Origin of the sequence: Paenibacillus amylolyticus (genome assembly GCF_001570725.1) — a bacterium.
Lineage (GTDB): Bacteria > Bacillota > Bacilli > Paenibacillales > Paenibacillaceae > Paenibacillus > Paenibacillus amylolyticus_A.
In genome coordinates, this window is sequence record NZ_BCNV01000011.1 from 169,226 (window position 1) to 190,283 (window position 21,058).

General features: G+C 48.6%; 16 protein-coding genes. 7 read left to right on the plus strand and 9 right to left on the minus strand.

The window, feature by feature from the left end; genetic code table 11:
• Nucleotides 1-133 precede the first annotated feature (133 nt).
• A complete protein-coding gene (locus PAHA3_RS27955) occupies nucleotides 134-4,744 on the minus strand; it encodes a WIAG-tail domain (RefSeq protein WP_062837902.1) in 4,611 nt (1,536 codons plus the stop codon).
• 408 nt (nucleotides 4,745-5,152) lie between these two features.
• On the opposite strand from PAHA3_RS27955, the gene PAHA3_RS27960 reads away from it, so the two are divergent.
• Both PAHA3_RS27960 and asd read left to right on the plus strand, forming a co-directional pair.
• Nucleotides 5,153-6,283 (plus strand): YheC/YheD family endospore coat-associated protein, encoded by a 1,131-nt coding sequence (locus PAHA3_RS27960; protein WP_062837903.1) that lies wholly within the window; start codon nucleotides 5,153-5,155, stop codon nucleotides 6,281-6,283.
• A gap of 85 nt (nucleotides 6,284-6,368) precedes the next feature.
• Nucleotides 6,369-7,160: an archaetidylserine decarboxylase gene (gene asd, locus PAHA3_RS27965; protein WP_062837904.1), complete on the plus strand. Its 792-nt coding sequence runs from the start codon at nucleotides 6,369-6,371 to the stop codon at nucleotides 7,158-7,160.
• 347 nt (nucleotides 7,161-7,507) lie between these two features.
• On the opposite strand, the gene PAHA3_RS27970 is transcribed toward asd, so the two are convergent.
• Together PAHA3_RS27970 and pdxR are read right to left on the minus strand one after the other, a co-directional pair.
• Nucleotides 7,508-8,293, minus strand: coding sequence for an AraC family transcriptional regulator (locus tag PAHA3_RS27970; RefSeq protein WP_062837905.1), 786 nt, complete (start codon nucleotides 8,291-8,293; stop codon nucleotides 7,508-7,510).
• A gap of 178 nt (nucleotides 8,294-8,471) precedes the next feature.
• Nucleotides 8,472-9,929 (minus strand): MocR-like pyridoxine biosynthesis transcription factor PdxR, encoded by a 1,458-nt coding sequence (gene pdxR, locus PAHA3_RS27975; RefSeq protein ID WP_062837906.1) that lies wholly within the window; start codon nucleotides 9,927-9,929, stop codon nucleotides 8,472-8,474.
• Between the two features lie 156 nt (nucleotides 9,930-10,085).
• On the opposite strand from pdxR, the gene PAHA3_RS27980 reads away from it, so the two are divergent.
• The 3 genes from PAHA3_RS27980 to PAHA3_RS31040 all read left to right on the plus strand — a co-directional run bounded on the left by PAHA3_RS27980 (nucleotide 10,086) and on the right by PAHA3_RS31040 (nucleotide 12,573).
• Nucleotides 10,086-10,703, plus strand: coding sequence for a pyridoxamine 5'-phosphate oxidase family protein (locus PAHA3_RS27980; RefSeq protein ID WP_062837907.1), 618 nt, complete (start codon nucleotides 10,086-10,088; stop codon nucleotides 10,701-10,703).
• A 178-nt stretch (nucleotides 10,704-10,881) separates the two neighbouring features.
• On the plus strand, nucleotides 10,882-12,180 hold the full coding sequence (locus tag PAHA3_RS27985; protein WP_062837908.1) for an aminotransferase class I/II-fold pyridoxal phosphate-dependent enzyme: 1,299 nt from the start codon (nucleotides 10,882-10,884) through the stop codon (nucleotides 12,178-12,180).
• 264 nt (nucleotides 12,181-12,444) lie between these two features.
• Nucleotides 12,445-12,573, plus strand: coding sequence for a hypothetical protein (locus PAHA3_RS31040; RefSeq protein WP_017692471.1), 129 nt, complete (start codon nucleotides 12,445-12,447; stop codon nucleotides 12,571-12,573).
• 169 nt (nucleotides 12,574-12,742) lie between these two features.
• Here PAHA3_RS31040 and PAHA3_RS27990 read toward each other — a convergent pair whose 3' ends face one another.
• From PAHA3_RS27990 to PAHA3_RS28010, 5 genes are all read right to left on the minus strand, one after another.
• On the minus strand, nucleotides 12,743-13,960 hold the full coding sequence (locus tag PAHA3_RS27990) for an ABC transporter permease (protein ID WP_062837909.1): 1,218 nt from the start codon (nucleotides 13,958-13,960) through the stop codon (nucleotides 12,743-12,745).
• 2 nt (nucleotides 13,961-13,962) lie between these two features.
• On the minus strand, nucleotides 13,963-14,715 hold the full coding sequence (locus tag PAHA3_RS27995; protein ID WP_062837910.1) for an ABC transporter ATP-binding protein: 753 nt from the start codon (nucleotides 14,713-14,715) through the stop codon (nucleotides 13,963-13,965).
• Nucleotides 14,716-14,742: 27 nt separating this feature from the next.
• Nucleotides 14,743-16,116, minus strand: a complete 1,374-nt coding sequence (locus tag PAHA3_RS28000; protein ID WP_062837911.1) for a DEAD/DEAH box helicase — start codon at nucleotides 16,114-16,116, stop codon at nucleotides 14,743-14,745.
• A gap of 210 nt (nucleotides 16,117-16,326) precedes the next feature.
• Nucleotides 16,327-17,100 carry an SDR family NAD(P)-dependent oxidoreductase gene (locus tag PAHA3_RS28005; protein ID WP_062837912.1) on the minus strand — a complete coding sequence of 258 codons (774 nt, stop codon included), beginning with the start codon at nucleotides 17,098-17,100 and terminating at the stop codon, nucleotides 16,327-16,329.
• Between the two features lie 55 nt (nucleotides 17,101-17,155).
• Nucleotides 17,156-17,614 carry a chemotaxis protein CheX gene (locus PAHA3_RS28010; RefSeq protein ID WP_062837913.1) on the minus strand — a complete coding sequence of 153 codons (459 nt, stop codon included), beginning with the start codon at nucleotides 17,612-17,614 and terminating at the stop codon, nucleotides 17,156-17,158.
• A gap of 457 nt (nucleotides 17,615-18,071) precedes the next feature.
• Here PAHA3_RS28010 and PAHA3_RS28015 point away from each other — a divergent pair, with 457 nt between their 5' ends.
• Nucleotides 18,072-18,974, plus strand: coding sequence for a LysR family transcriptional regulator (locus PAHA3_RS28015; RefSeq protein WP_036605798.1), 903 nt, complete (start codon nucleotides 18,072-18,074; stop codon nucleotides 18,972-18,974).
• A gap of 30 nt (nucleotides 18,975-19,004) precedes the next feature.
• The gene (locus PAHA3_RS28020; protein WP_062837914.1) at nucleotides 19,005-19,814 is read left to right on the plus strand and encodes a histidinol-phosphatase; all 810 of its coding nucleotides are present in this window, start codon (nucleotides 19,005-19,007) and stop codon (nucleotides 19,812-19,814) included.
• Between the two features lie 466 nt (nucleotides 19,815-20,280).
• Here the strand turns inward: PAHA3_RS28020 and PAHA3_RS28030 are convergent, their stop codons facing one another.
• Nucleotides 20,281-20,913, minus strand: a complete 633-nt coding sequence (locus PAHA3_RS28030) for a GNAT family N-acetyltransferase (protein WP_062837916.1) — start codon at nucleotides 20,911-20,913, stop codon at nucleotides 20,281-20,283.
• Between the last annotated feature and the right edge of the window lie 145 nt (nucleotides 20,914-21,058).

Below are 21,058 nucleotides of genomic sequence, written 5' to 3' on the forward strand. Positions count from 1 at the left end.
TTTTAAATTGTAACGAAACGTTCAGACACCCCTCACCGTCCGAACGGATCAAGCTTATCTCATGCAAAAGCGGTGTCCCGGACAACTCTGGGCACCGCTTTTGTCATTTATCTTTTATTTATATAAGGCTGTATTATGCTTGCGAAGGTCCTGCTGCAATCCATGACAACAATCCGTACGTATGCTTGCAATCTGCCGTACGTGACACTTCCAGTACCGCTTCATCCTCACTCTGCGAGAGAAGAGATACCTGAAATCCCCGGTCATTGCTCATGGCTACAATCACATAATGTTCTGAAGCAAATGACTCTTCAAACACAACGGTTACCTCTGTGCATGTTTCACTCTCTGGCAGTACAAAAGCTTCCATTCCAAATTGTTGTACCACAGGTTGCTTGCTTACGCTACGAACTGGCTGGAAGGACAAATGTTTGGCCTGAACTGCGCCCGATTGCAGTTGGTTGCTGCCCACGGCATCATCACACAGATGCTCCTGTGAAATGGATTGAGGTTCTGGATTATACTCCACTTGAACAGCAGATCCTGACGACGTTTCGACTGAATCAACAACGGATTGAGTCCTTTCATCTGTTACAGATTCTGCAATTTCTTCTGTCCATTCTGTAGAGAATTCAGCCCCGGCTTGAGCCTCTTGCTGATCATATTGATTTTCAAATTCAGGCTGTGTCTGTTGATCCTGCAGTTCCAGTACACCAGCCAGCGCATTCGTTGCTGTCTCATTACCGATATCCAGTCCAAACAGTGCTTCATTGTCCAGACCTACCGACTGCATGAGCTGCTGAACCTCCAGCATTGCTTCCTGCCTTTTCAGCTCTGCCAATTGCTCCAGTGTATCTGCACTCACCTGACGAATGGCATTCCAGATCTCTTCACTTAGATGTGCCGTACCCACAATACCTGCATTCAAATGACTGGAAGTGATACTTTGATCACTTAATTTGCTGCCATCGATCGCTCGGTCAGCCAAATGCACAGCGGATATCGCGCCTGTGGACAATTTGCTTCCATCTACGCTGCCATCAGCCAGTTTGGAACCTGTAACTGCTCCTTCTTGCAGGTTAACCGTGCCTACTGCTTCCTCTTCCAGATGGAGCGCACCAATACTTCCCTCTTGAATGTGATCCGCACGGATCGCGCCTTCTTCGATGTGAACCGATTGCACGCTTTCGCCAGCGAGATGAGCACTTGATATTGCACCCTCGGCTAATTTGTTGCCATCGATCGCACGGTCAGCCAAATGCACAGCGGATATCGCTCCTGGGGCTAATTTACTGCCATCCACACTGCCATCTGCCAATTTGGAACCCGCTACTGCTCCCTCTTGGAGGTTAGCCGTACCTACCGCGTCCTCTTCCAAGTGAAGCGCACCAATACTTCCCTCTTGAATGTGATCCGCACGGATCGCGCCTTCTTCGATGTGAATCGATTGCACGCTTTCGCCAGCGAGATGAGCACTTGATATTGCACCCTCGGCTAATTTGTTGCCATCGATCGCAAGGTCAGCCAAATGCACAGCGGATATCGCTCCTGGGGCTAATTTACTGCCATCTACACTGCCATCAGCCAATTTGGAGCCCGTAACTGCTCCTTCTTGCAGGATAACCGTACCTACCGCGTCCTCTTCCAAGTGAAGCGCACCAATACTTCCCTCTTGAATGTGATCCGCACGGATCGCGCCTTCTTCGATGTGAATCGATTGCACGCTTTCGCCAGCGAGATGAACACTTGATACCGCACCCTCGACTAATTTATCTCCGTCTACACTGCCGTCAGCCAATTTGGAACCCGTAACTGCTTCATCTTGCAGGTTAACCGTACTTACTGCATCTTCTTCCAGTTGAAGCGCACCAATGCTTCCCTCTTGAATGTGATCCGTACGTATTGCGCCTTCTTCGATATGAATGGATTGCACACTTTCATATGCCAGATGTCTGCTCGATATCGCACCCGCAGCTATTTTTGTTCCGTCCACACCGCCTGTCGCCAGTTTTGATCGGGTCACGGATTCTTCCTGTAAAATAATCGTACTCACCGATTCTTCTTCCAGATGAGAAGTACTAATGCTCCGCTCCTGAATGTGATGAGGAAGGATCGCCCCATCCTGCACATGGCGGGATTGTACCGCTCCTTGCTGAAGATGATTTGCGCCAAGCGCCTCCGACTGAAGATGCAGTCCACTGATCAGACCTGGTTGCAGATGTGCTTCCGTTACGGATAAAGGCGCCAGATGATCTGTTTGCACAGAGGATGGCGTGAGATGTTGTGACGTTATTGCCTGCCCTACGATATGATCTCCATGAATAATGTCTTCTTTCAGATGTTGGGAGTTCACGACCTGAGCAGCCAAATGATCCGATGTTACACTTCCTCCAGCCAGATGAATGGAATCGACCGAACCAGGCTGAAGGTGATCACTGCTTACCGCACCATGCTGTAATTCCGCTCCAGATACCGAATCTGCTGCCAGATGCTCTGAAGACAACGTACCTTGCTGCAGTTTGTTGCCTGTAATACTGCCATCTGCAAACAACTCCGGCGACCGGATCTCATCAGCCAGATGCTCCAGGGAGACGGCATGTTGCTTCAGATGATAACCACGAATCGTTCCGGCAGGAATATGCTTGGCGACGATACTTTCGGCCAGGATTTTAGAAGAAGTAACACTGCCATCGGCCAGTTTCGCTGATGTAACTGCCAAGTCAGCCAGTTTGTCAGTAGAGACACTCTCTGGTGAAAGTTTAGGAGAAGTAACCGCATGGTCCGTCAGATGCGGCGGGAAAATGGACCCTCCAGCCAATTGGGCTGAGGTCACACTGCCCGGGGCCATTTTATCCGTAGTGATTGCACCGCGAGACATCGCCTCCGTATGAACACTGCCCGGTTGAAGATGGGGTGTGCTCACCGAGTGCTCCGTAAGGTGCTCGGACTTCACAGAATAAGGTCTCAGTGCCTCGGAACCTACACTGCCTTGAGCCAGATGCGCACCTGTAACACCTCCATTCGCGAGATGGGTCGATGTTACACTGCCCGGAGCCAGTGCCTTGCTTATGACAGAGGCAGGCCCCAGTTTCTCGGCTGTAACACTGGTATCCGCGAGCTTCGCACTTGTTACCGCTCCGTCCTGCAATTCAAATGTACCTACGGATGACTCGGCCAAGTGCTTCTCCAGCACGACACCCTCGCCCAAAGCCTCAGCAGACACACTTCCCGCGGAGAAATGAGAAGCTTCAATGCTTCCACTAGCAATATGAATCGAGTGAATGGCTGAATTATCTACATGCACAGGGGTTATGCCTCGATTCGCGATATGCTCTGCACGAATGGACCCTTTGGCCAGATGTTTACCTTGTACGGCTTCATCGGCAATTTTGGAAGCAATGATGCTCTGGTCAGCGATCTTGGAAGCCGTAATGGCCTGTTCCAGCAATTTCGCTGTTCCGACAGACTGGTCTGCCAGCTTGCTGCTGTTGACCGCACTATCCACCAGATGCTCACTGCTTATTTCTCCATGCCCAATCTGCTCGCTGCCTATAGCGAGCGCTCGAATCTGAGCGGAGCCGATGGAACCATCCACCAGATGCCTTCCGCTTAATGAATTCTCGGCAATGTGTCTGGTCTGAATCGCCCCGTCCTCAATCTGCTCACTTCCAATACTGCTGGCAGACAGTTGGGAACGCCCCACAATCCCTTCCGCCAAATGTACCTGTTTAACTGCACCGGACTGAATGTGGTGTGATTCGATGGATTGCTCTTCAATCTTGCTGCCCGTCACAGCACCTTCACGAATTTTGGCCGATGTTACCGCATCATCAGCCAGCTTCGATGTATGAATGACTCCACCCGATAAATGGCGGGTCTCGATCCCACTGATGGCAATCTTATCGCCGGTGACCGCATGATTCTTGATCAATTCTTCGGTAACCAGCAAGCGGCTAAGATGCCTTGTATTGATGGAACCGTCGGCAATTTTGGCGGAATCAATGACTTGATTGCCGAGCTTCTGCGAAGTGATGCTGCCATCCCTGATTTTATCCCCACCAATGGAAGCATTACGGATTTTGTGACCTGACACGGAGCCATCAATCAGATGTTCTTCCGATACAGACGCCTCTGCCAGTTTCGCAGATACAATTGCACCATCCGCAATGTGGATACTGGTCACTGCATAATCCTGTAACGCTTCACTTCCGACAGCACCTGGTTTCAGCTTGGATGCATCCACCGAGAAGGGAGCCAGCCGACTCTCCGTAACAGCGAACTCACTGAGATCATCCGTGTAGATGTAGTGTCCGGTATGTCCCGGCATCTGATTCTGATTCAGGATCTCCAGCCGATCCTTGCTCTTTGTCTCCTTCTTGCTACTCTGTTCTTCCAGGGAAAGAGGAGCAATACTGCTTACCTGAATTTCTTTCTCCGTGACCACTGGAGCACTCACTTCCTGGTTCACTGACTCTACAGGTTCAGGCTTCGGGGTGTCAGCCAATTTCTCTTGCACAGGCTCGTTCGTAGCTGAACGAACCTCTGTACTTTCGGGAGAAGCTTCAGTCGAATCTTGAATGCTCTTGGGAGCAGGTACATCTGTATTCAGGCGTTCTCCCCTATTCGGTATCAGCCCTGATTTTGTTGGATCCACTCGGCGATCAGTCAGTTCCAATTCCTTGAATTTCGGGCTCACATGCCGCAGTTTCGGCGTCAGAACCTTCTTTTTGCCATTTTTACTCATGCAGCTTGCTCCTTCCTCTAACGTTCGTCTCCGGCATCATATGCTTCCATATGGGCATCTGCCACTTCATTTATGACTTTTGCAGATTCCAGAACACGGATGGACAAGTGTCAAAACAGGAATGTTCGATGATCTTCGTGGAAATAGGCGTGTCAGGGTAGCAGAGGAAAGGCGGCTGTCCACGCCCCCGTCCCAGTCATGTCATAGGATATTGTGTCTAGGTCATGTCTGAAAACTCGCTGAAGTGCTTCCTTCGGAGTTTTCAGACACGACCTAAGCAAACACTGGTGCATGGCTATGCATCTACACACCGGTCTGCGTTATCGCGATGTCAGAGCCATGCGGTGACAGGCCGGCATTCCATGAATGGACGATCCATGTCGCGATAACATCGAAGGAGGAACGGTCATGCTCCAAGAAACGATCGGCATTATGTTCGATTCACGCATGTACCGGGGGATACCGGCCGGAAGGACCGGTCAGGAATCACTCGCGAATTATGAACAGGCAGCGGCTAGTTATGGATTAACTCCCTGCTTTTTGCGGCTGGAAGATATTGATTCGAATCGTAAGACATGTTTTGCCTATGTAAAAAAGGAAGGTAAATATGTCCGTGAGCGCATGCCATTGCCCTCCGTCATTCATAACCGATCACTCCAGCTTCGCCGGGCGGAACAGCATCAGATCACCAAGCTGATGTTGCAGGGTATTCAGGTATTCAACGTTCGCAATCGGTACCGTAAAGATCATATTCATGACATGCTTCATCAGGACTTCGCCTTGCGAGAACATCTGCCCCATGCAGTTAAAGCTACGCCTGAGTCTCTGACCTATATGATGGAACATTATGATGACCTCGTCATCAAACCCTGTAGTGGCAGTATCGGTCATGGTATTATGCGAGTCTTTCAGCGAGATGGACAGTGGAAACTGACCTGTGAAACGAAGGCTGCACGCAAAGGATGGGCTACATTCCGTTTGAGCAAAGGACAGCTTCCTTCCTCCACCCTGCGGCGCATCTTTCGTCATGCCTACCTCATTGAAGAACGTATCCCGCTGGTGCGTTATGAGGGGAGGCCGGTCGATCTGCGGGTATCCGTACAGCGTGGTAGCGATGGTCTGTGGGGAATTACAGGCATGTTTGCCAAAGCCGCTCCTGCTCATACGTTTGTCACCAACATCGCCCAGGGCGGTAAAGTCATGAAGCTCGCGGAGGCCCTTGGAGCAGCATATTCAGACTTCGATTTGGCTCGACTGGAGCACAGAATCGGATTTGTTGCACTCCGAATTGCCCAAAACCTGGCCGCCAGTCTGCCACACCTGGCTGATCTGGGCCTTGATCTTGGAATTACGCGCAGCGGCCAGATCTATTTTATTGAATGCAATGGACGGGATCAGCGCTACGGTTTTCGTAAAGCCGGCATGTCGGAACACTGGAAGACCACATACAGCAAACCGATGGCCTATGGACGTCTGTTGCTGGAGCAGAATTCGAGAATTCCGAGACAACCGCAGACATACGATAGGGGATCATATTGATTTCGTGTGCATTCTGTGTCAATATTATGCAGAACGGCCGGTCATGCCGGCCTTGAAGTTCGCATTAACCCTAAGGGGGATATTCATGGCAAAAACGCTGTTGCGATTAATGACCGAGCTTTCTTCGCGCAAATGGATCTCCCGGACTGTGGGAGCCTTCTCCAAAAGCCGGGGAAGCAAGGCATTTATCCCTTATTTTGTCCGGACCTACGACATCCCTGTTCAGGAGGCCGAAAAAGACTGGAAGGAATACCGTTCACTGAACGATTTCTTTACCCGCAAATTAAAACCGGGCATGCGCCCGTTGGAACTTTCAGAGCATGCACTGATCAGCCCGGTCGATGCCAAGATTACGGCAGCCGGTCCGATATCTGCAGGGACACTCCTGAATGTTAAGGGACAAAATTATACACTTGCTGAATTATTAAACCATTCTCCCCATCTGGAGAAGTACAAGCACGGCTACGGGTTCGTCCTCTATCTCAGCCCTCGCGACTATCACCGCATTCATGCACCTGTCAGCGGCCGCAAAATAGAGAGCGAGCACATCAAAGGCAAAGTTTATCCCGTGAATGACTTTGGCCTGACCCATATGAGATCGGTGCTTAGTCGAAACGAACGGCTCATTACGTATATCGCACACGATTACGGTGAAGTGGCGGTTGTCAAAGTAGGTGCGATGAACGTGAGTAGCATACAATATGCGGACACGGACACAAGTACCTGGGCACAGGGCGATGATCTGGCCTATTTTGAATTCGGTTCCACTGTTGTTCTGTTGACGCAGAGTGGCACATTCGAACCGAAACCAGGCTTGCAGCCAGGCGATTCGGTCAAAATGGGCGCATTGCTTGGTCGTTTGAAACCGAAGAACTAATGAGTCCACACGCAAATAAAGAGGATGGCGCAATACCTGGTTACAGGTGCTGCGCCATCCTCTTTATGCATTCATATTCATCCATGTATACATACAGTACGAAGCTATGCTCCGTCGTTATTGGTCTGCTGAGTTCTCCTCAAAACCACACATCTTGCAAGTCCTCTGCCGGTTTGAAGCGGCGCAGACGGTTCCGGAAAATATTGCATCCCTTCGTAGAGCATCCCCGGTTGCGGACCCGACGTTTTCCGTTCATCACAAGTTCCCCCTTTTGGTCATCTGGAATGCTAGATAATTACCCTTGCTTTCCAGACTTGAAACGTTGTCATGTTCTTCCCATCAGAATTCTAACGAATCTCGGATGGGCTTTTGCCTGTATACTGCTTGAACTGACGACTGAAGAAGAATATATCCCGGTACCCCAGAGCATCAGCCACTTCGGTCACATTCATGCCGGTATGCACCAGCAGATGTTCCGCCCGTTCAATACGCATACGGATAATATAAGATTGCACCGATGATCCGACCAGTTCTTTGAACTTGATCGAGAAGTATCGGGGTGATAAGCCAGCCCGTGCAGCCAGATCTTCCACCCGATGCGTAATCCCGGGATGCTGACGCACATAATTGGCGACCTCCTGGATCACATCGGATAACTGGTTGCTTACCTTTTTCTCCACAGGTTCTTCCGTATCGGCGCGCAGCAAATGAATCATCAGCTGTTTTAGAATCAATCGACTCTCTTCATCACGTCCGTACACATCCGATAAGAACAGTCTTACATAACGTGCCAACAAATGCTCAAATTCCACCGTTTCCTGTACCTCACGATAGGACTGGGGAACATCAGTAACAGGCTCGTCCACATCAAAGTGAATATACGTAAGTACCAACGGTTTTTGCTTATTATGTGTTGCCGTAGGATGATCGCCTGGTCTGAACAAAAAACAACTACCCTTCCCAACTTCATAGGACTGGTCATTCAGTACAAGCGTTCCTTCACCACTCCATACATAAAATAAATCATAGTTTTGCATCGGTTTTTCCCGTTTCTGCCACTTCCAGCCCGGTTCACAGACAATTTTGGCGACAGCGGGCAAAATAACAAATGATGACGGCGATGCCTGCAGCATGTCGCCACTCCCCCTTGATAGTTAATCTCTCTGCATATGGCATCATTCTGATCTGAATCTCACTTCTTCAATCAAGGCCATATGTATTTCAGTATGTTGCATCATTCAATACAACTTGCTCATATATGATCTCTGCTCCTACAGGAGCGAAATGTCTTATCCCATTATACAGCGGAATTCACTGAAACGAAAATGTGCACTTCTCCCAGGCTAGCCGCATTCGCCGGATTCCCTCTGTTATCTCTTCTTTCTCCAGATGTGCAAAAGCAAAACAGGCCGCGGGATGACCTGAAGTCAGCCGATATCGCTCTGCATCACGGAATAGTATGCCATCCTCCTCAGCAAGCTTTTTAAATTGCTGATAACTGTCCTCATCGCCATTCCAGGTAGCGTAGATATGCAGTCCTGCATCACCAAGCTGCATCGTGAATGCCTCCGGCAACTGCAGTTCCATCTCTCGCACAAAAAAATCATGCCGTTCCCCGTATAACCGGGTTAACCGCCGTAAGTGCCTCAGGTAACCTCCTCGGGTCATAAATTTTGCCAGTGCGCGCTGCTCTAACAGCGCCGGAGGTACCGGTTCATACAGCGCCTTGGCGGCAAGCAAAGGTTCTACCAGACCAGGTGGCAGGACGGCGTAGCCCAGTCGAAACGAAGCAACCATCGTTTGTGAGAATGAACCGACGTAGATGACGCGCTGTTCACGATCAAGCACTTTAAGGGGTTCAATCGGTCTTCCGCCCCACCGGAATTCGCTGTCATAATCATCTTCAATAATGACCGCATTCCGCTTCGAGGCCCACGCAAGCAAAGCACGTCTTCTGTCCAATCCCAGCACGGCTCCTGTTGGAAACTGCCGGGTAGGGGTAACAAATAACGTCTGTGCCTCCCATGGCTGGGGAATAATACCCGCGGTATCCACATCTGCCGGGATGATGTTCCCACCACAGGACTTAACGGCATGGGCAATGCCCGGATACCCCGGATTCTCCAATACAACCGCTGCCCCCTCTGCAATCAGCAGCTGGGATAGCAGAGTGATGCCTTGCATTGAACCGCTGAACAATACAATCTGTGATGCATCAGCCTGGATGCCACGTGTCCATCTGAGATGGGAGGCGATGGCTTCACGCAGCTCCGGATCACCGGCTGCACCGCTAGGTTCTCGCCAACCACTGCGATGAACAGCAGCGAGCGCACTCTTCCACTCCGCCAACGGGAAATGTTCTGCTGGCATGCGCTGCATTTGGAAATTAATGATGGACGGCTTCGGTGAAGGCAGCTGGGCCCGTGGGACATCATGTTGTGTATTCAACATCTGGACTCGTTCGCCCCAGGGAGACAGCCTGAGAACGGCTTCCTGTTTCTCATTTTCCTGTGTCGATAATGTTTCCGTTACAAATGTACCTCTTCCCCGATGTGCATGGACATAACCATCCGCAAGCAGCATGTCGTATACCTGAGCTACCGAACCACGTGACATCTCATATTGTCTTGCCAGTTCGCGCGTCGAAGGAAGCCTCGTGCCTCCCTCCAGTGTGCCTGCATGAATGGCATCCCGTAACGCATGGTACAATGCCTCATACTTGTATCGATGCTGAAGTTCATAGGTATCCATCGGCAGCCACAATTCCATCGTGCACCTCTCTCCATCCGTCTTCATTCTTGATCCCTGACCAATTGGCCTACTAAAGTGAATGTAAATTGGATCTATTTCATTGTCAATGTATGAACTAATGTTATCCATAAGATATGGCGTTCTATTATACATTTCATTGATGGGGGAATACACATGAGACGGAAAGAATTCACAGTAGATGAAGAACAGGAGATTACCGCATTTCTGGATCAGTGCTCCTTCGGGTTTCTGGGAACGGTCAGTCCGGATGGACAACCACGGGTTACACCGCTGAATTTCGTTTATATGGACGGTCACTTTTATTTTCACGGCAGTCTGGCTGGCGAGAAGATGAAACAGATTAAGCAGGATTCGTCGGTCAGTTTCACGGTGGCTGAAGAGTTCTCCCTGATTCCATCCTATTTCAGTGATCCCGAGCTTGCTTGTCCAGCGACTTCTTTCTTCAAAAGTGTCATGGCCTTCGGTCAGGCAGAACCGGTTAAGGATCTGGACATCAAAGGCAAGGTACTACAACGCTTCATGGAGAAACTCCAGCCACAAGGCGGATATGTGCCCATTGATGCTACTGACTCGCGTTACACAGGCAACCTCAAAGCTGTAGCCGTTGTAAGAATAGTACCAGAACGAATCAGCGCCAAGTTTAAATTCGGACAAAATCTCTCCAGTGAACGATTCGATCATATCAGTGGTCAACTGGAGCAACGCAATGAGGGACGAGATGCCGAAACCGCTGAGATGATGCGGAAATATTGTCCATTTCATCAGCAATAAGATTCATTTTCAGAGGATTCATCCAAGGATAAATTCAGCTAATTTTCACCTTAAAACCGTCTGCAACAACGCGGTAAAGCGATATAACTGTCATGTTGCGTAATTTCCGTGACGGGGGGATGTCAAGGTGTTATAATGTTAGGCAGTTGAATCCCAAAGACTTGGAAGGATGAAAAGAATGAATCCACTGGCTGAACAGTTGAACGAAAGTATTCAGGCAGGCAGCAGTCACGTCTACTCCATGCTGTCACAGCTCGGCAAAGAAATTTATTTCCCTAAAGAAGGTATCTTGAGTCAATCTGCTGAAGCAGCAAGCTTGGCCAAAACCTATAATGCAACGATTGGTATCGCTCTAGAGGGCGGTGTGCCGATGCATCTTCCGGTTATCCAGGAGAAGCTCTCTGCATTCCAGCCGAAAGATCTTTACCCTTACGCTCCGCCTGCAGGCAAGCCTGAATTGCGGACCGTCTGGAGAGACAAGATGCTGAAGGAAACACCTTCGCTTGAAGGTAAAACGTTCGGTAACCCGATTGTAACCAATGCATTAACCCATGGACTTAGTATCGTAGCCGACCTGTTTGCCGATGAAGGGGACGCTGTCATATATCCGGATAAAAACTGGGAAAATTATGAGCTGACCTTCGGAATTCGTCGTCATGGCCAGTTGGTTCATTATCCCCTGTTCGATGATCAATTGAACTTCAACAGCGAAGGCTTGCTTCAGGCCCTGCTTGATCAGAAGGACAAAGGTAAAGCGATCGTACTGCTCAACTTCCCGAATAATCCTACAGGTTATACGCCTGGAGCCGAAGAAGCAGATGCGATTGTGAGCACGATTCTTCAGGCAGCTGAAGCTGGCGTTAACGTGGTTGCTGTAACAGATGATGCCTACTTCGGGCTGTTCTTCGAAGATTCCATTCATGAATCCCTATTTGGCAAACTTGCCAATATTCATCCACGTGTTCTGACTGTAAAAGTGGATGGTGCAACCAAGGAAGAATTCGTATGGGGCTTCCGCGTTGGATTCATTACGTATGCCCATGAAGATGCAGCCGTTCTGCACGCATTGGAACAGAAGACACTCGGTATTATCCGGGCAACCATCTCCAGTGGCCCGCATCCTTCCCAGACCTTTGTATTGGATGCGCTCAAAGCACCGGAATTTGAAGCACAGAAACAGGAGAAGTTCGAGATTATGAAAGGCCGTGCCAACAAGGTGAAGGCCATTCTCGATAGCGGCAAGTATGAAGATGCATGGGATTATTATCCCTTCAACTCTGGTTACTTCATGTGCCTGAAGCTGAAAGAAGTTGGTGCTGAAGAACTTCGAAGCCACTTGCTGCACAAATACGGTGTCGGTACAATCGCGCTGGGTGAAGCGGATCTGCGAATCGCCTTCTCCTGTATCGAAGAATCCGGATTGGAAGATCTGTATGAAACCATCTATCGTGGAGTTCAGGATCTGCAGACGACCTAGTTAACACACCGTAACGAAGTTACAACAATCTCAATAAATCAGGGACACAGGATCATGTCTGTACCCTGCATGATATAAGAACCCTTTGTATAACCGCGACGTTTCATGTCTACGGATATACAAAGGGTTCTTTTATGTTTTAGCTGCCCAAAAGCTTTAATTTCTGACTTTACCGGGCATCGGCCCAATCAGCCTACCCCCAAGGCACATAATATACGATGTACGCAAGGGCGTGCCAAACAACCACTTGAAAGGGGAATGACCATGTCTGGAGTTGAAGATACAAGAGGCGGTTATGGATGCGGCGGTTACGGCGGAGGATTTACAAACACAGGTGCCATTCTCGTTCTTTTCATCTTGCTCGTGATTATCACTAAATCGTTCCTCTGTTAGTACCAATACACACTTGCGCGAGAATCAAGTGATCTGACCGCATGATTCCATTACAGCACAAAGAAGGGTATACCGGGATACAGCCCGGCATACCCTTCTTTTGTTATCTTTTGTACCTCTCACTGATGAACCCAATGTAATAAATTGAGTTGGTCAGGTGTCGGATCGTTTACTCGTCTTCTTCTTCCTTCAACCACTTGTTACCTTGCGAACGCCGCATGATTACAATGACCAGTATGCCCAATACAAGTGCCACTCCAGTGATGCTTAGTCCACTCACTCCGGCAGCTAGCATAGGCAGCCACATGAGCAATGCAGCCAATGCGTGCAGATGGAATATGAATCCTAACACCTGGGAACGACGACTTTCTCCCGAGATCGGATAGATCATAATCCAGAACGATTCACTATGACTGCGACGCAGCGCACCTAACTGAACACCTGCAAGCAACAGGAAGAACAGATACACACCTACACCAAAGTAGCTGCCTGCTGTCCACCAGGATAGTAACATGCCCAGTACAACTAGGCGTAACACGATTGAGAACACTTCGGTTCGAATAAACGTTTTGGTAATCAGATATCGGTAAGCTTTCCCTGCATTCCAGGGAAGACCGCTCCCCAATTTGCTAAGCCAGCGACGCGAACTTACTTTCTGTCCGGATGAAGGTACATCCACGAACCAGCCGAGCGTCCGCATAACCCTGCCAGCCTGCCCCCGCTCTACCTGAATCAATCGTTCCCACGCTACCCGATGTTTCACCGGTATACGCAAGGCGACGATGTAGACGACAGCCAGCAGCAGCAGGAACCAGACGCTGCGTTGCGGTGGCTGCCACAGCCATGCGCCAACCGCCAGCACTGCCAGAGCCCATCGCAAGAGACGATATCCTCTTGCTGCCCCGAGCTGAACCATTCTTAGCTCTTGCCACGCTCCATAACTGGACAACCCTTTCCACAGCAACAGGAATACGATGAACCAGCCAAATGGCCGTGCATCCAGATCTGCTCTGACATAGAGAGGCCACAGTGTAACAAATACAAGCAGCAAGCCCAGACTTTTATATATGACACCCCGGGCAAAGCTATTCTTCAAATACTCCTGCATCCGGTATTCCTGTGGTCGCAGGAACACGATATCTGCCGGAAGCAGATATGTACGATAACTGCTAAACAGCACTAGCGGTGCCAGCAGCAACAATGCAATCCAGCGAATCGGAAATTCAGCCGGAATGTTCTGGACAAACGATGTATACCAGGCGGAGAACGCAATGACGAGAAATAAAAAGACCATAGCTACACCGCTCTGGATCACATAACCCAGATAAGGAAGAATTCCGTTCCAGAATCCTGTGCGTCTTTGCTTCCATAGCAGCTTGAGATCCATGCTCAATCCCTGCCTTGTACGAGGGAATAGAACATGTGCTCCAGCGTGGCATCCGATTCCCCGAATTGGGAGCGCAGTTCATTCAGCGTCCCTTGAGCAATAACCTGCCCACGGTGCAAAACGATAAAACGGTCACAGTAATTTTCAATCGTCGACAGAATGTGTGAACTGAGCAAGATGGATGATCCCGAAGCTTTCATCTCCAGCATAAAATCAAGCAAGGAGCGAATACCGAGCGGGTCCAGCCCCAGGAAAGGCTCATCAATGATGTACAGTGGTGGTCCGGCCACAAAAGCACACATGATCATAACCTTTTGTCGCATCCCCTTGGACAGGTGAGTCGACAGACTTGTACTTTTCTCATTCATGCGGAACAATGCCAGCAATTTCTCTGTACGTTGTTTGAAGTCAGCCTCCGACACATTGTACGCTCTTGCCGTAAATTCCAGATGCTCCATCACCGTCATCTCATCATACAGTTCAGGTGATTCAGGTACGAATGCCATGGCCGATTGGTAGATCTGCGCATCCTCGTCCCTCTTCTTGCCCATCACTCGCACTTCGCCCTGTTGAGGGGTCATCAAGCCGAGGATATGTTTCATGGTTGTGCTTTTGCCAGCACCGTTTAATCCGATCAGTCCGACCATCTCTCCACGTCCGACTTCCAGATCGATGCCGTGAAGGACCGGCCGTTTGGCGCTATAGCCTCCGCTTAGCCCGCTGATTTGCAGAACAGGCGATTGAACGTTTTCCATCTATCCCTGCACCCCTTTCGTCAGATTCTATTCTTCGGAGCGTGGCGTTTTGTCTTTACTCCACTTGGGTGCTCCCTTGTTTTTACGATCCTGTTCGCGCTCCGTGCGGCCTGTATTGCCAGCTGGTTTGCTACCCGCTGGACGCGAATTGGAGATTGTAGCTCGGGTACCGCCATTGCGGCTGCCCTGACCTGGTTTGCGATCTCTGGATTGTCCTGGTTTTCTGGAGAACGAATGTCCCTCAGGACGTGTGTCCGGACGCGGATCAGCCTCCAATACTTTACCGCCAAAGAGTACACGTTCTGGCAGTTCAATTCCGAGTTCACGTGCGAATTTACGCATAATGAAGATCTGTGTTTCGTCCACAATAGACAGTACAATACCCGAGCGCCCCATCCGGCCTGTACGACCTGCACGGTGAACATAGTGCTCCGAGTCAAATGCAGGGTCATAGTTAATGACCATTGGCAGGCCTTCGATATCCAGTCCTCTGGCAGCGACTTCACTGGCGATCAGCAATTGCAGTTTACCGTTACGGAATGCAGACAATACGTTACTACGGGTCACTTTGTCAGCATCGCCATACAGCGCAGCAGCGGACAAGCCCAGATGATTCATTTTCGCTTCCACTTCACCAATATCCTCTGTTGCATTCACAAATACAATTGCCCGATCCGGGTTGTACTGTCTAACCAGACGACGCAGCATGTCAATTTTGTTGCGGTTCTCTTCTACAAAATAAAAATGCTCAAGGCCCGCAGCCGTAGCACGGTCCGGTTCAATTCCAATCTGAACAGGCTCTTTCATCTCACGCTTTGCGAGTCCAGCCGTATGCTCATCAATGGTTGCTGACAGGAAAATCAGCTGACGGTCGCGCAGTGCACTTTTAAGAACAAAGTTCACGTCACTTACGCCGCCAAGTTGGAATACCTGATCCGCTTCATCAATAACAATGGTGGAAACGTTGTGCATTTTCAGTTTTTTGAGTGTAATCAATTCTTTCAGTCGTCCCGGTGTACCCACGACCAATTGCGGATGCTCACGCAGCTTCTCGATCTGACGTTTAGCCGCTGCGCCACCAATCAGACCCAATACGCCGATCTTGCGTTCTTCCCCGTAGCGCTGTGCCTCACGTACAATTTGCATCGCCAGCTCTTGTGTTGGTGCAATAACAAGCTTCTGGGTACCTTTAATATCCATTTTGATGGATTGTAACAGTGGCAGCAAATATGCCAACGTTTTTCCTGTTCCCGTCTGGGATTTGGATACGACATCTCGGCCTTCCAAAATAACCGGGATTGTCTGAGCCTGCACAGGTGAAGGTTCGTTAATGCCATGTTTCGCCAAAACGGCCTCCAGATCCTGTTCCACGCCAATTGAAGCAAATGTTTGATTCGTCATGTATGTCCATCCTTTTAATTTATTCATTTTGATGCTAGCCCTGCTTGTGCCTACTAAAACCGAAGCCTGTCATCACATTACCTTTCATTATATGCGAAAAAAGCCCGTGGACCAAATCTTATTCAGGAATTGTCCATTTGCACACAAAAAAAAGAAAAGCCCCTCGGCGGAGCCTTTCTTTCATCCCGTATATGATGCCCAGTATTGCATTTACTTCTGATTCATTACACCGTGCGACAATCGATCCGCAAGACGTGGAAATAGCTGGTACAGCCATATGCCAGCAGAAGCAAGTCTTGGCAGATTCACTTCTTCCTTGCGCTTTTTCATCGCCCGAATCATATGACCCGCAACGTCTTCCGGTTTCAACATCATCCAGCGTACATTATTCACATAATTGCCAGATGGGTCAGCCCGATGGAAAAATGGTGTATCAATCGGACCTGGGTTAATCGTTGTCACCAGGACTCCGGTCTTGCGAAGCTCCTGACGCAGCGCGTTACTAAATCCGAGTACAGCATGTTTCGTAGCCGTATAGGAAGCGGATTTGGCCGTACCGATTTTGCCGGCCATAGAAGCCACATTCACAATCTGTCCTCTACCCCGTTCCAGCATCTGTGGCAGCACTGCTTTGGTACAGCGGACAATGCCCATGTAATTGACGTCCATCATCTCATCGAATTCCTGTACAGACATGTCCGTCATAGCTGCGAATTTTCCATAACCCGCGTTATTCAGTAAAATGTCAATTCGTCCGTATTTATGCAATATCGCATCCACAGCTTCCTGAACCTGCTCACTATTCGTAACATCAAGCGTGAGCAATTCATGCGGCCCTTTCAGCGAAGCACCAATCTCTTCCAGCTTGTCCCGCGAACGGGCAGCCAGAATCGGGATGGCTCCTTCTTCTATCAGCATCTGCGCACAAAGCGCACCGATACCACTCGATGCACCTGTGATAAACACTACCTGATCTTTCAGCATCCGTGATGTCCTCCCGTATGAACACATATTGCCTTTTGAGGCGTATGGTTCTATTCTACGAGATCATGACCTGAATATCCATCTCACCAATGCCGTCCATCAGCAAAGGAATGCTCAGTGCTTTCGTTGCACTAAATGTAGTCAAGTGTTCGGATTTCATCACTTGTGGAGGTGTAATATCAACCACAACACCTTGGTTCGACAGGATCGTACTGGCATTACCACTGATCATATTACCGAGTTCCGAAATAGCACTCTTGCTCATTTCATCCATTTCTGTAATGACGAATCCGCCCATCATCGCAGATACAATTTTCAGTGCAACTTGTTCGTTGATTCCAAATACAATATTTCCGCTAAGTTGTCCGGTCATTCCGATCACGATCCAGACATGGTCTGCAATGAACTCTACATTCTTCACGCCAAGACTCCCGGTGGAAGGCGAAACCTGGATGAGCTGTTCGAATACGTTCCGTGCCGATTCCAGGAAAGGATTAATCACTTCCGCTTTCACTGTCTATGTCCCCCTCACACTGGGTTATTGGTCACACACCAAAAGTCCCATATTCAATAAATTTATTATACTTTATCACGTACAAGAATTCATTAAGAATTCGTTAAACCATGTGTACTATAATTTATCGTCATCCGTGGGGCAAATGTTTATAGCTGATTCTAGCGAATAAACAGAGCTTTTCACTTCTTTTGCAGAAAGCTTTTCGATCATCATATGTGGCAAAAGGCATTTAGGACTTTATGACTGTTTTCTCACAACTGTTAAAAAAATCAAATTCTTGCATTCGCATTTTTTTCACAGTCTCTTGAACTACTTTTTATCCCAACAATCACCTTCATTGCTCTGCTGTCCTGAATCACCTATAATTTAAGATAACGGAACAATAACCAGTTACGGGATTTCATCGCACCAAACACTACATAATCAAGATACTTTGCCTGCAAGGAGGTCACCTATGAACATAAGCCAATTGGAGACACTAATTACCATTTCCAAAACGATGAGCTTCCGCAAGGCGGGAGAACTTCTGAACCTGACCCAGCCTGCCGTCTCGGCCCAGATCAAAAGTCTGGAGGATGAATTCAGCACCGTTCTTGTGGATCGCAACCAACCCGTCACCCTGACAGACCGTGGACAGGTATTCCTGGAGCATGCTGAACGGATGCTCGACATCGTCGATGAGTTGAAACAAAAATTGTCCGATCTCGATGAAACGCCTCAGGGACGCATCGTGCTGGGTACAACAACTTCCATTGCTATTCAGATCCTGCCAAGGGTGTTATCCTATTTCCAAGATCAATTCCCGCTGATTAAAACCAGTATCCAATCCCTTCCTTCATCACAGATCTATACCCAGGTCGAAAATGGGCTGGTTGATATTGGTATTGGTTATCTCACGGAGCGCAATCCCAACCTGAATACCTCTGTACTGTACTATGACACATTTGAACTCGTGGTATCTCCTTCCCATCCGCTGGCGAAGAAAAAACATGCTGCCGTGGATGTGCTCCGCAGTACACCATTGATTCTGCTGTCCCCGGATACCGTAGGACGACGGTTTACAGAAACCATTTTTAAGAAACATAATATTGAACCTAATATTGTGATGGAGTTGTCTAGCAGCGAGGAAGTGAAACGGATGGTCGAGATTGATCTCGGAGCAGCTGTCATATCCAAACAATCGGTTGCCCATGAGTTGCGCCAAGGTACTCTGAGAATGATACCCTTAAGTGAGCTGGAGGTCAGTCACCCTGTTGGTGTTATCTATAAGTCCAGTCGGTACCTCAACTCAGCAATGCAACAATTCATAAGTGACCTCAAAGGCATGCCGGAAACCCAATTCATCAGTTCAGAATGACAATGAGCCATGAGAAAGGAAGGATTCCATATGAAATTCGATCTTCACACACATCATTTTCGTTGTGGTCACGCAGACGGCAACATCCGCGATTATATAGAGGCAGGTATTGAGGCAGGACTTCAGGCCATCGGTATCTCGGATCATACGCCATACTTTGGCAGTGAGCTTGAGCAGGCATTTCCCCGGATCGCAATGGGCAAGTCGGAATTACAGCATTATGTGGAAGAAGTCCTTGCTCTGAAAGAAGAATACGCTGGTAAAATCGATGTGCTACTCGGCATTGAATCTGACTATTTCCCTGCTCATGCGGAATTGTACCGCACCACACTGGGACAGTATCCTTTTGACTATATTATTGGTTCCGTTCATCATACCGAGGATGTGAGTATCTTCAACAAAACCCGGTGGAATGGCTTGAGTAATGCTCGCAAAGTTGAAGTAAAAGAAAGCTATTATTCATTGATCCGAGAATCGGCTCGTAGCGGTATGTTCCAGATCCTTGGGCATATTGATGCGATGAAAGGAAATTATCCACCCTTCTCCGATATTATCGCTGATCAAGCCATTGATGAAACGTTACAGGTCATTGCAGAATCCAACGTAGCCATCGAAATTAACACATCAGGCAAAACCAAACTCAGCGGTGGCTGGTACCCGTCAGATGCCATTCTGGAACGGGCCCATCATTATGGGGTGAAGGTGACCTTCGGGTCGGATGCTCATAAACCGCAGCGGGTTGCAGACGAACTGGATGACGTTCGTACACGTCTCAAGGAGATCGGATTCACCGACTGGGTGTACTTCAAACAGAAACAGATGCAGGTTGTATCACTGTAAAAAGTATAGATCCACAGAGAAACCCCCACAGCGCGCTTGTTCACGTTGTGGGGGTTTAGGTTTAATTCTAAATTAAAAATATTATATAAGTTAAACTGAACATTTACACGATAACGGAGAGGACAGAAATAACTTGAAGAAGCGAAGCTAAAAGCTTTCTGAAAGAAAGCTGCATCGGAAGCATATGCTTGCCGTTTATGACCGGATTTTCCCTTCTAACTATGGGAATCAAAAAATCTGGGGATAACAGCGATCGGAGGGTTATTCTGTCATCGGAGTGCCTGTGTAAAAATTCAAAAAAAATGAACCCGCTCGCGCGGGTCCCAACAGCATTATCTATTATCAAAAAGGGGGTCATGAGATAAGTTTACCCCTTGTCTGTTAGAGTTCAATTGCAGCTATATTTCATTTGTGTAACAAATAATTGAAGTTCGATTCATTCACGTTTGACTACTCTTACTCTATGTTATTGCGGCTTGTCAGATACCAGGGTTTGCAAGTCTTTCTTCTGAAGCGGATGTACGTATTGTTCCCGGTACATGCTGTACACTTTGACATCCATCAGGGATTCTGATGCCTCGTCATCTTCATCGTGCAGCCCGAATGAGGGAAGACTCCGCTCATAGGACATCCCTATTTTGCTTAGCACCCGTTCTGAAGATACATTGGCCTCATAACAACGTGCCTCCACCCTCCACAAATGAAGATCGTCAAATCCAAACTGCAGCAACCTCTGTACAGCCTCGGTAGCCACACCCCTGCCCCAACAGGATCTGTTCAGGATATAACCAATCTGTGCGGTTCCATTCTGATCATTCCAGTGCTGGAATGACGTGATCCCGATGACCTGTTCTTTGCCTCTCCAGCAGATCCCATAATGTAACGAATCCAGCTTGGCACTGCTGCTCCGTATCTGGTTCAATAACCGTCTCGCCCTGATCGGTGTGGGCTGGCTTCCCCTATTCACATACCGGATAACTTGAGGATCGGAAAAAAGTTCCGATAATGTGCTGTAATCACTTTGACGCAATGATCGCAGGACAAGACGCTCTGTCCACAAAGCAGGCAGACCTTGAACCAGCATTTTTCGGGTAAGCATGACAATCGCTCCTTTTGCCTAAACGGGCTCTAGTCCGGTAAGACAAGCATGCTCTGAAGATGATCCGGCGTAATACCATTTGAACTGATCCACGAACTTTAGTATTCGCTTTTAGTGTTCATATATTGCATCATTCAATTCCTAA

Coding starts and splice junctions, on each gene's coding strand:
- asd (WP_062837904.1), top strand. CDS start 6,369: ATGGCAAAAACGCTGTTGCGATTAATGACCGAGCTTTCTTCGCGCAAA.
- PAHA3_RS27985 (WP_062837908.1), top strand. CDS start 10,882: ATGAATCCACTGGCTGAACAGTTGAACGAAAGTATTCAGGCAGGCAGC.
- PAHA3_RS28020 (WP_062837914.1), top strand. CDS start 19,005: ATGAAATTCGATCTTCACACACATCATTTTCGTTGTGGTCACGCAGAC.
- PAHA3_RS27980 (WP_062837907.1), top strand. CDS start 10,086: ATGAGACGGAAAGAATTCACAGTAGATGAAGAACAGGAGATTACCGCA.
- pdxR (WP_062837906.1), bottom strand. CDS start 9,929: ATGGAATTGTGGCTGCCGATGGATACCTATGAACTTCAGCATCGATAC.
- PAHA3_RS27960 (WP_062837903.1), top strand. CDS start 5,153: ATGCTCCAAGAAACGATCGGCATTATGTTCGATTCACGCATGTACCGG.
- PAHA3_RS27970 (WP_062837905.1), bottom strand. CDS start 8,293: ATGCTGCAGGCATCGCCGTCATCATTTGTTATTTTGCCCGCTGTCGCC.
- PAHA3_RS31040 (WP_017692471.1), top strand. CDS start 12,445: ATGTCTGGAGTTGAAGATACAAGAGGCGGTTATGGATGCGGCGGTTAC.
- PAHA3_RS28015 (WP_036605798.1), top strand. CDS start 18,072: ATGAACATAAGCCAATTGGAGACACTAATTACCATTTCCAAAACGATG.
- PAHA3_RS27990 (WP_062837909.1), bottom strand. CDS start 13,960: ATGGATCTCAAGCTGCTATGGAAGCAAAGACGCACAGGATTCTGGAAC.
- PAHA3_RS28005 (WP_062837912.1), bottom strand. CDS start 17,100: ATGCTGAAAGATCAGGTAGTGTTTATCACAGGTGCATCGAGTGGTATC.
- PAHA3_RS27955 (WP_062837902.1), bottom strand. CDS start 4,744: ATGAGTAAAAATGGCAAAAAGAAGGTTCTGACGCCGAAACTGCGGCAT.
- PAHA3_RS28000 (WP_062837911.1), bottom strand. CDS start 16,116: ATGACGAATCAAACATTTGCTTCAATTGGCGTGGAACAGGATCTGGAG.
- PAHA3_RS28030 (WP_062837916.1), bottom strand. CDS start 20,913: ATGCTTACCCGAAAAATGCTGGTTCAAGGTCTGCCTGCTTTGTGGACA.
- PAHA3_RS27995 (WP_062837910.1), bottom strand. CDS start 14,715: ATGGAAAACGTTCAATCGCCTGTTCTGCAAATCAGCGGGCTAAGCGGA.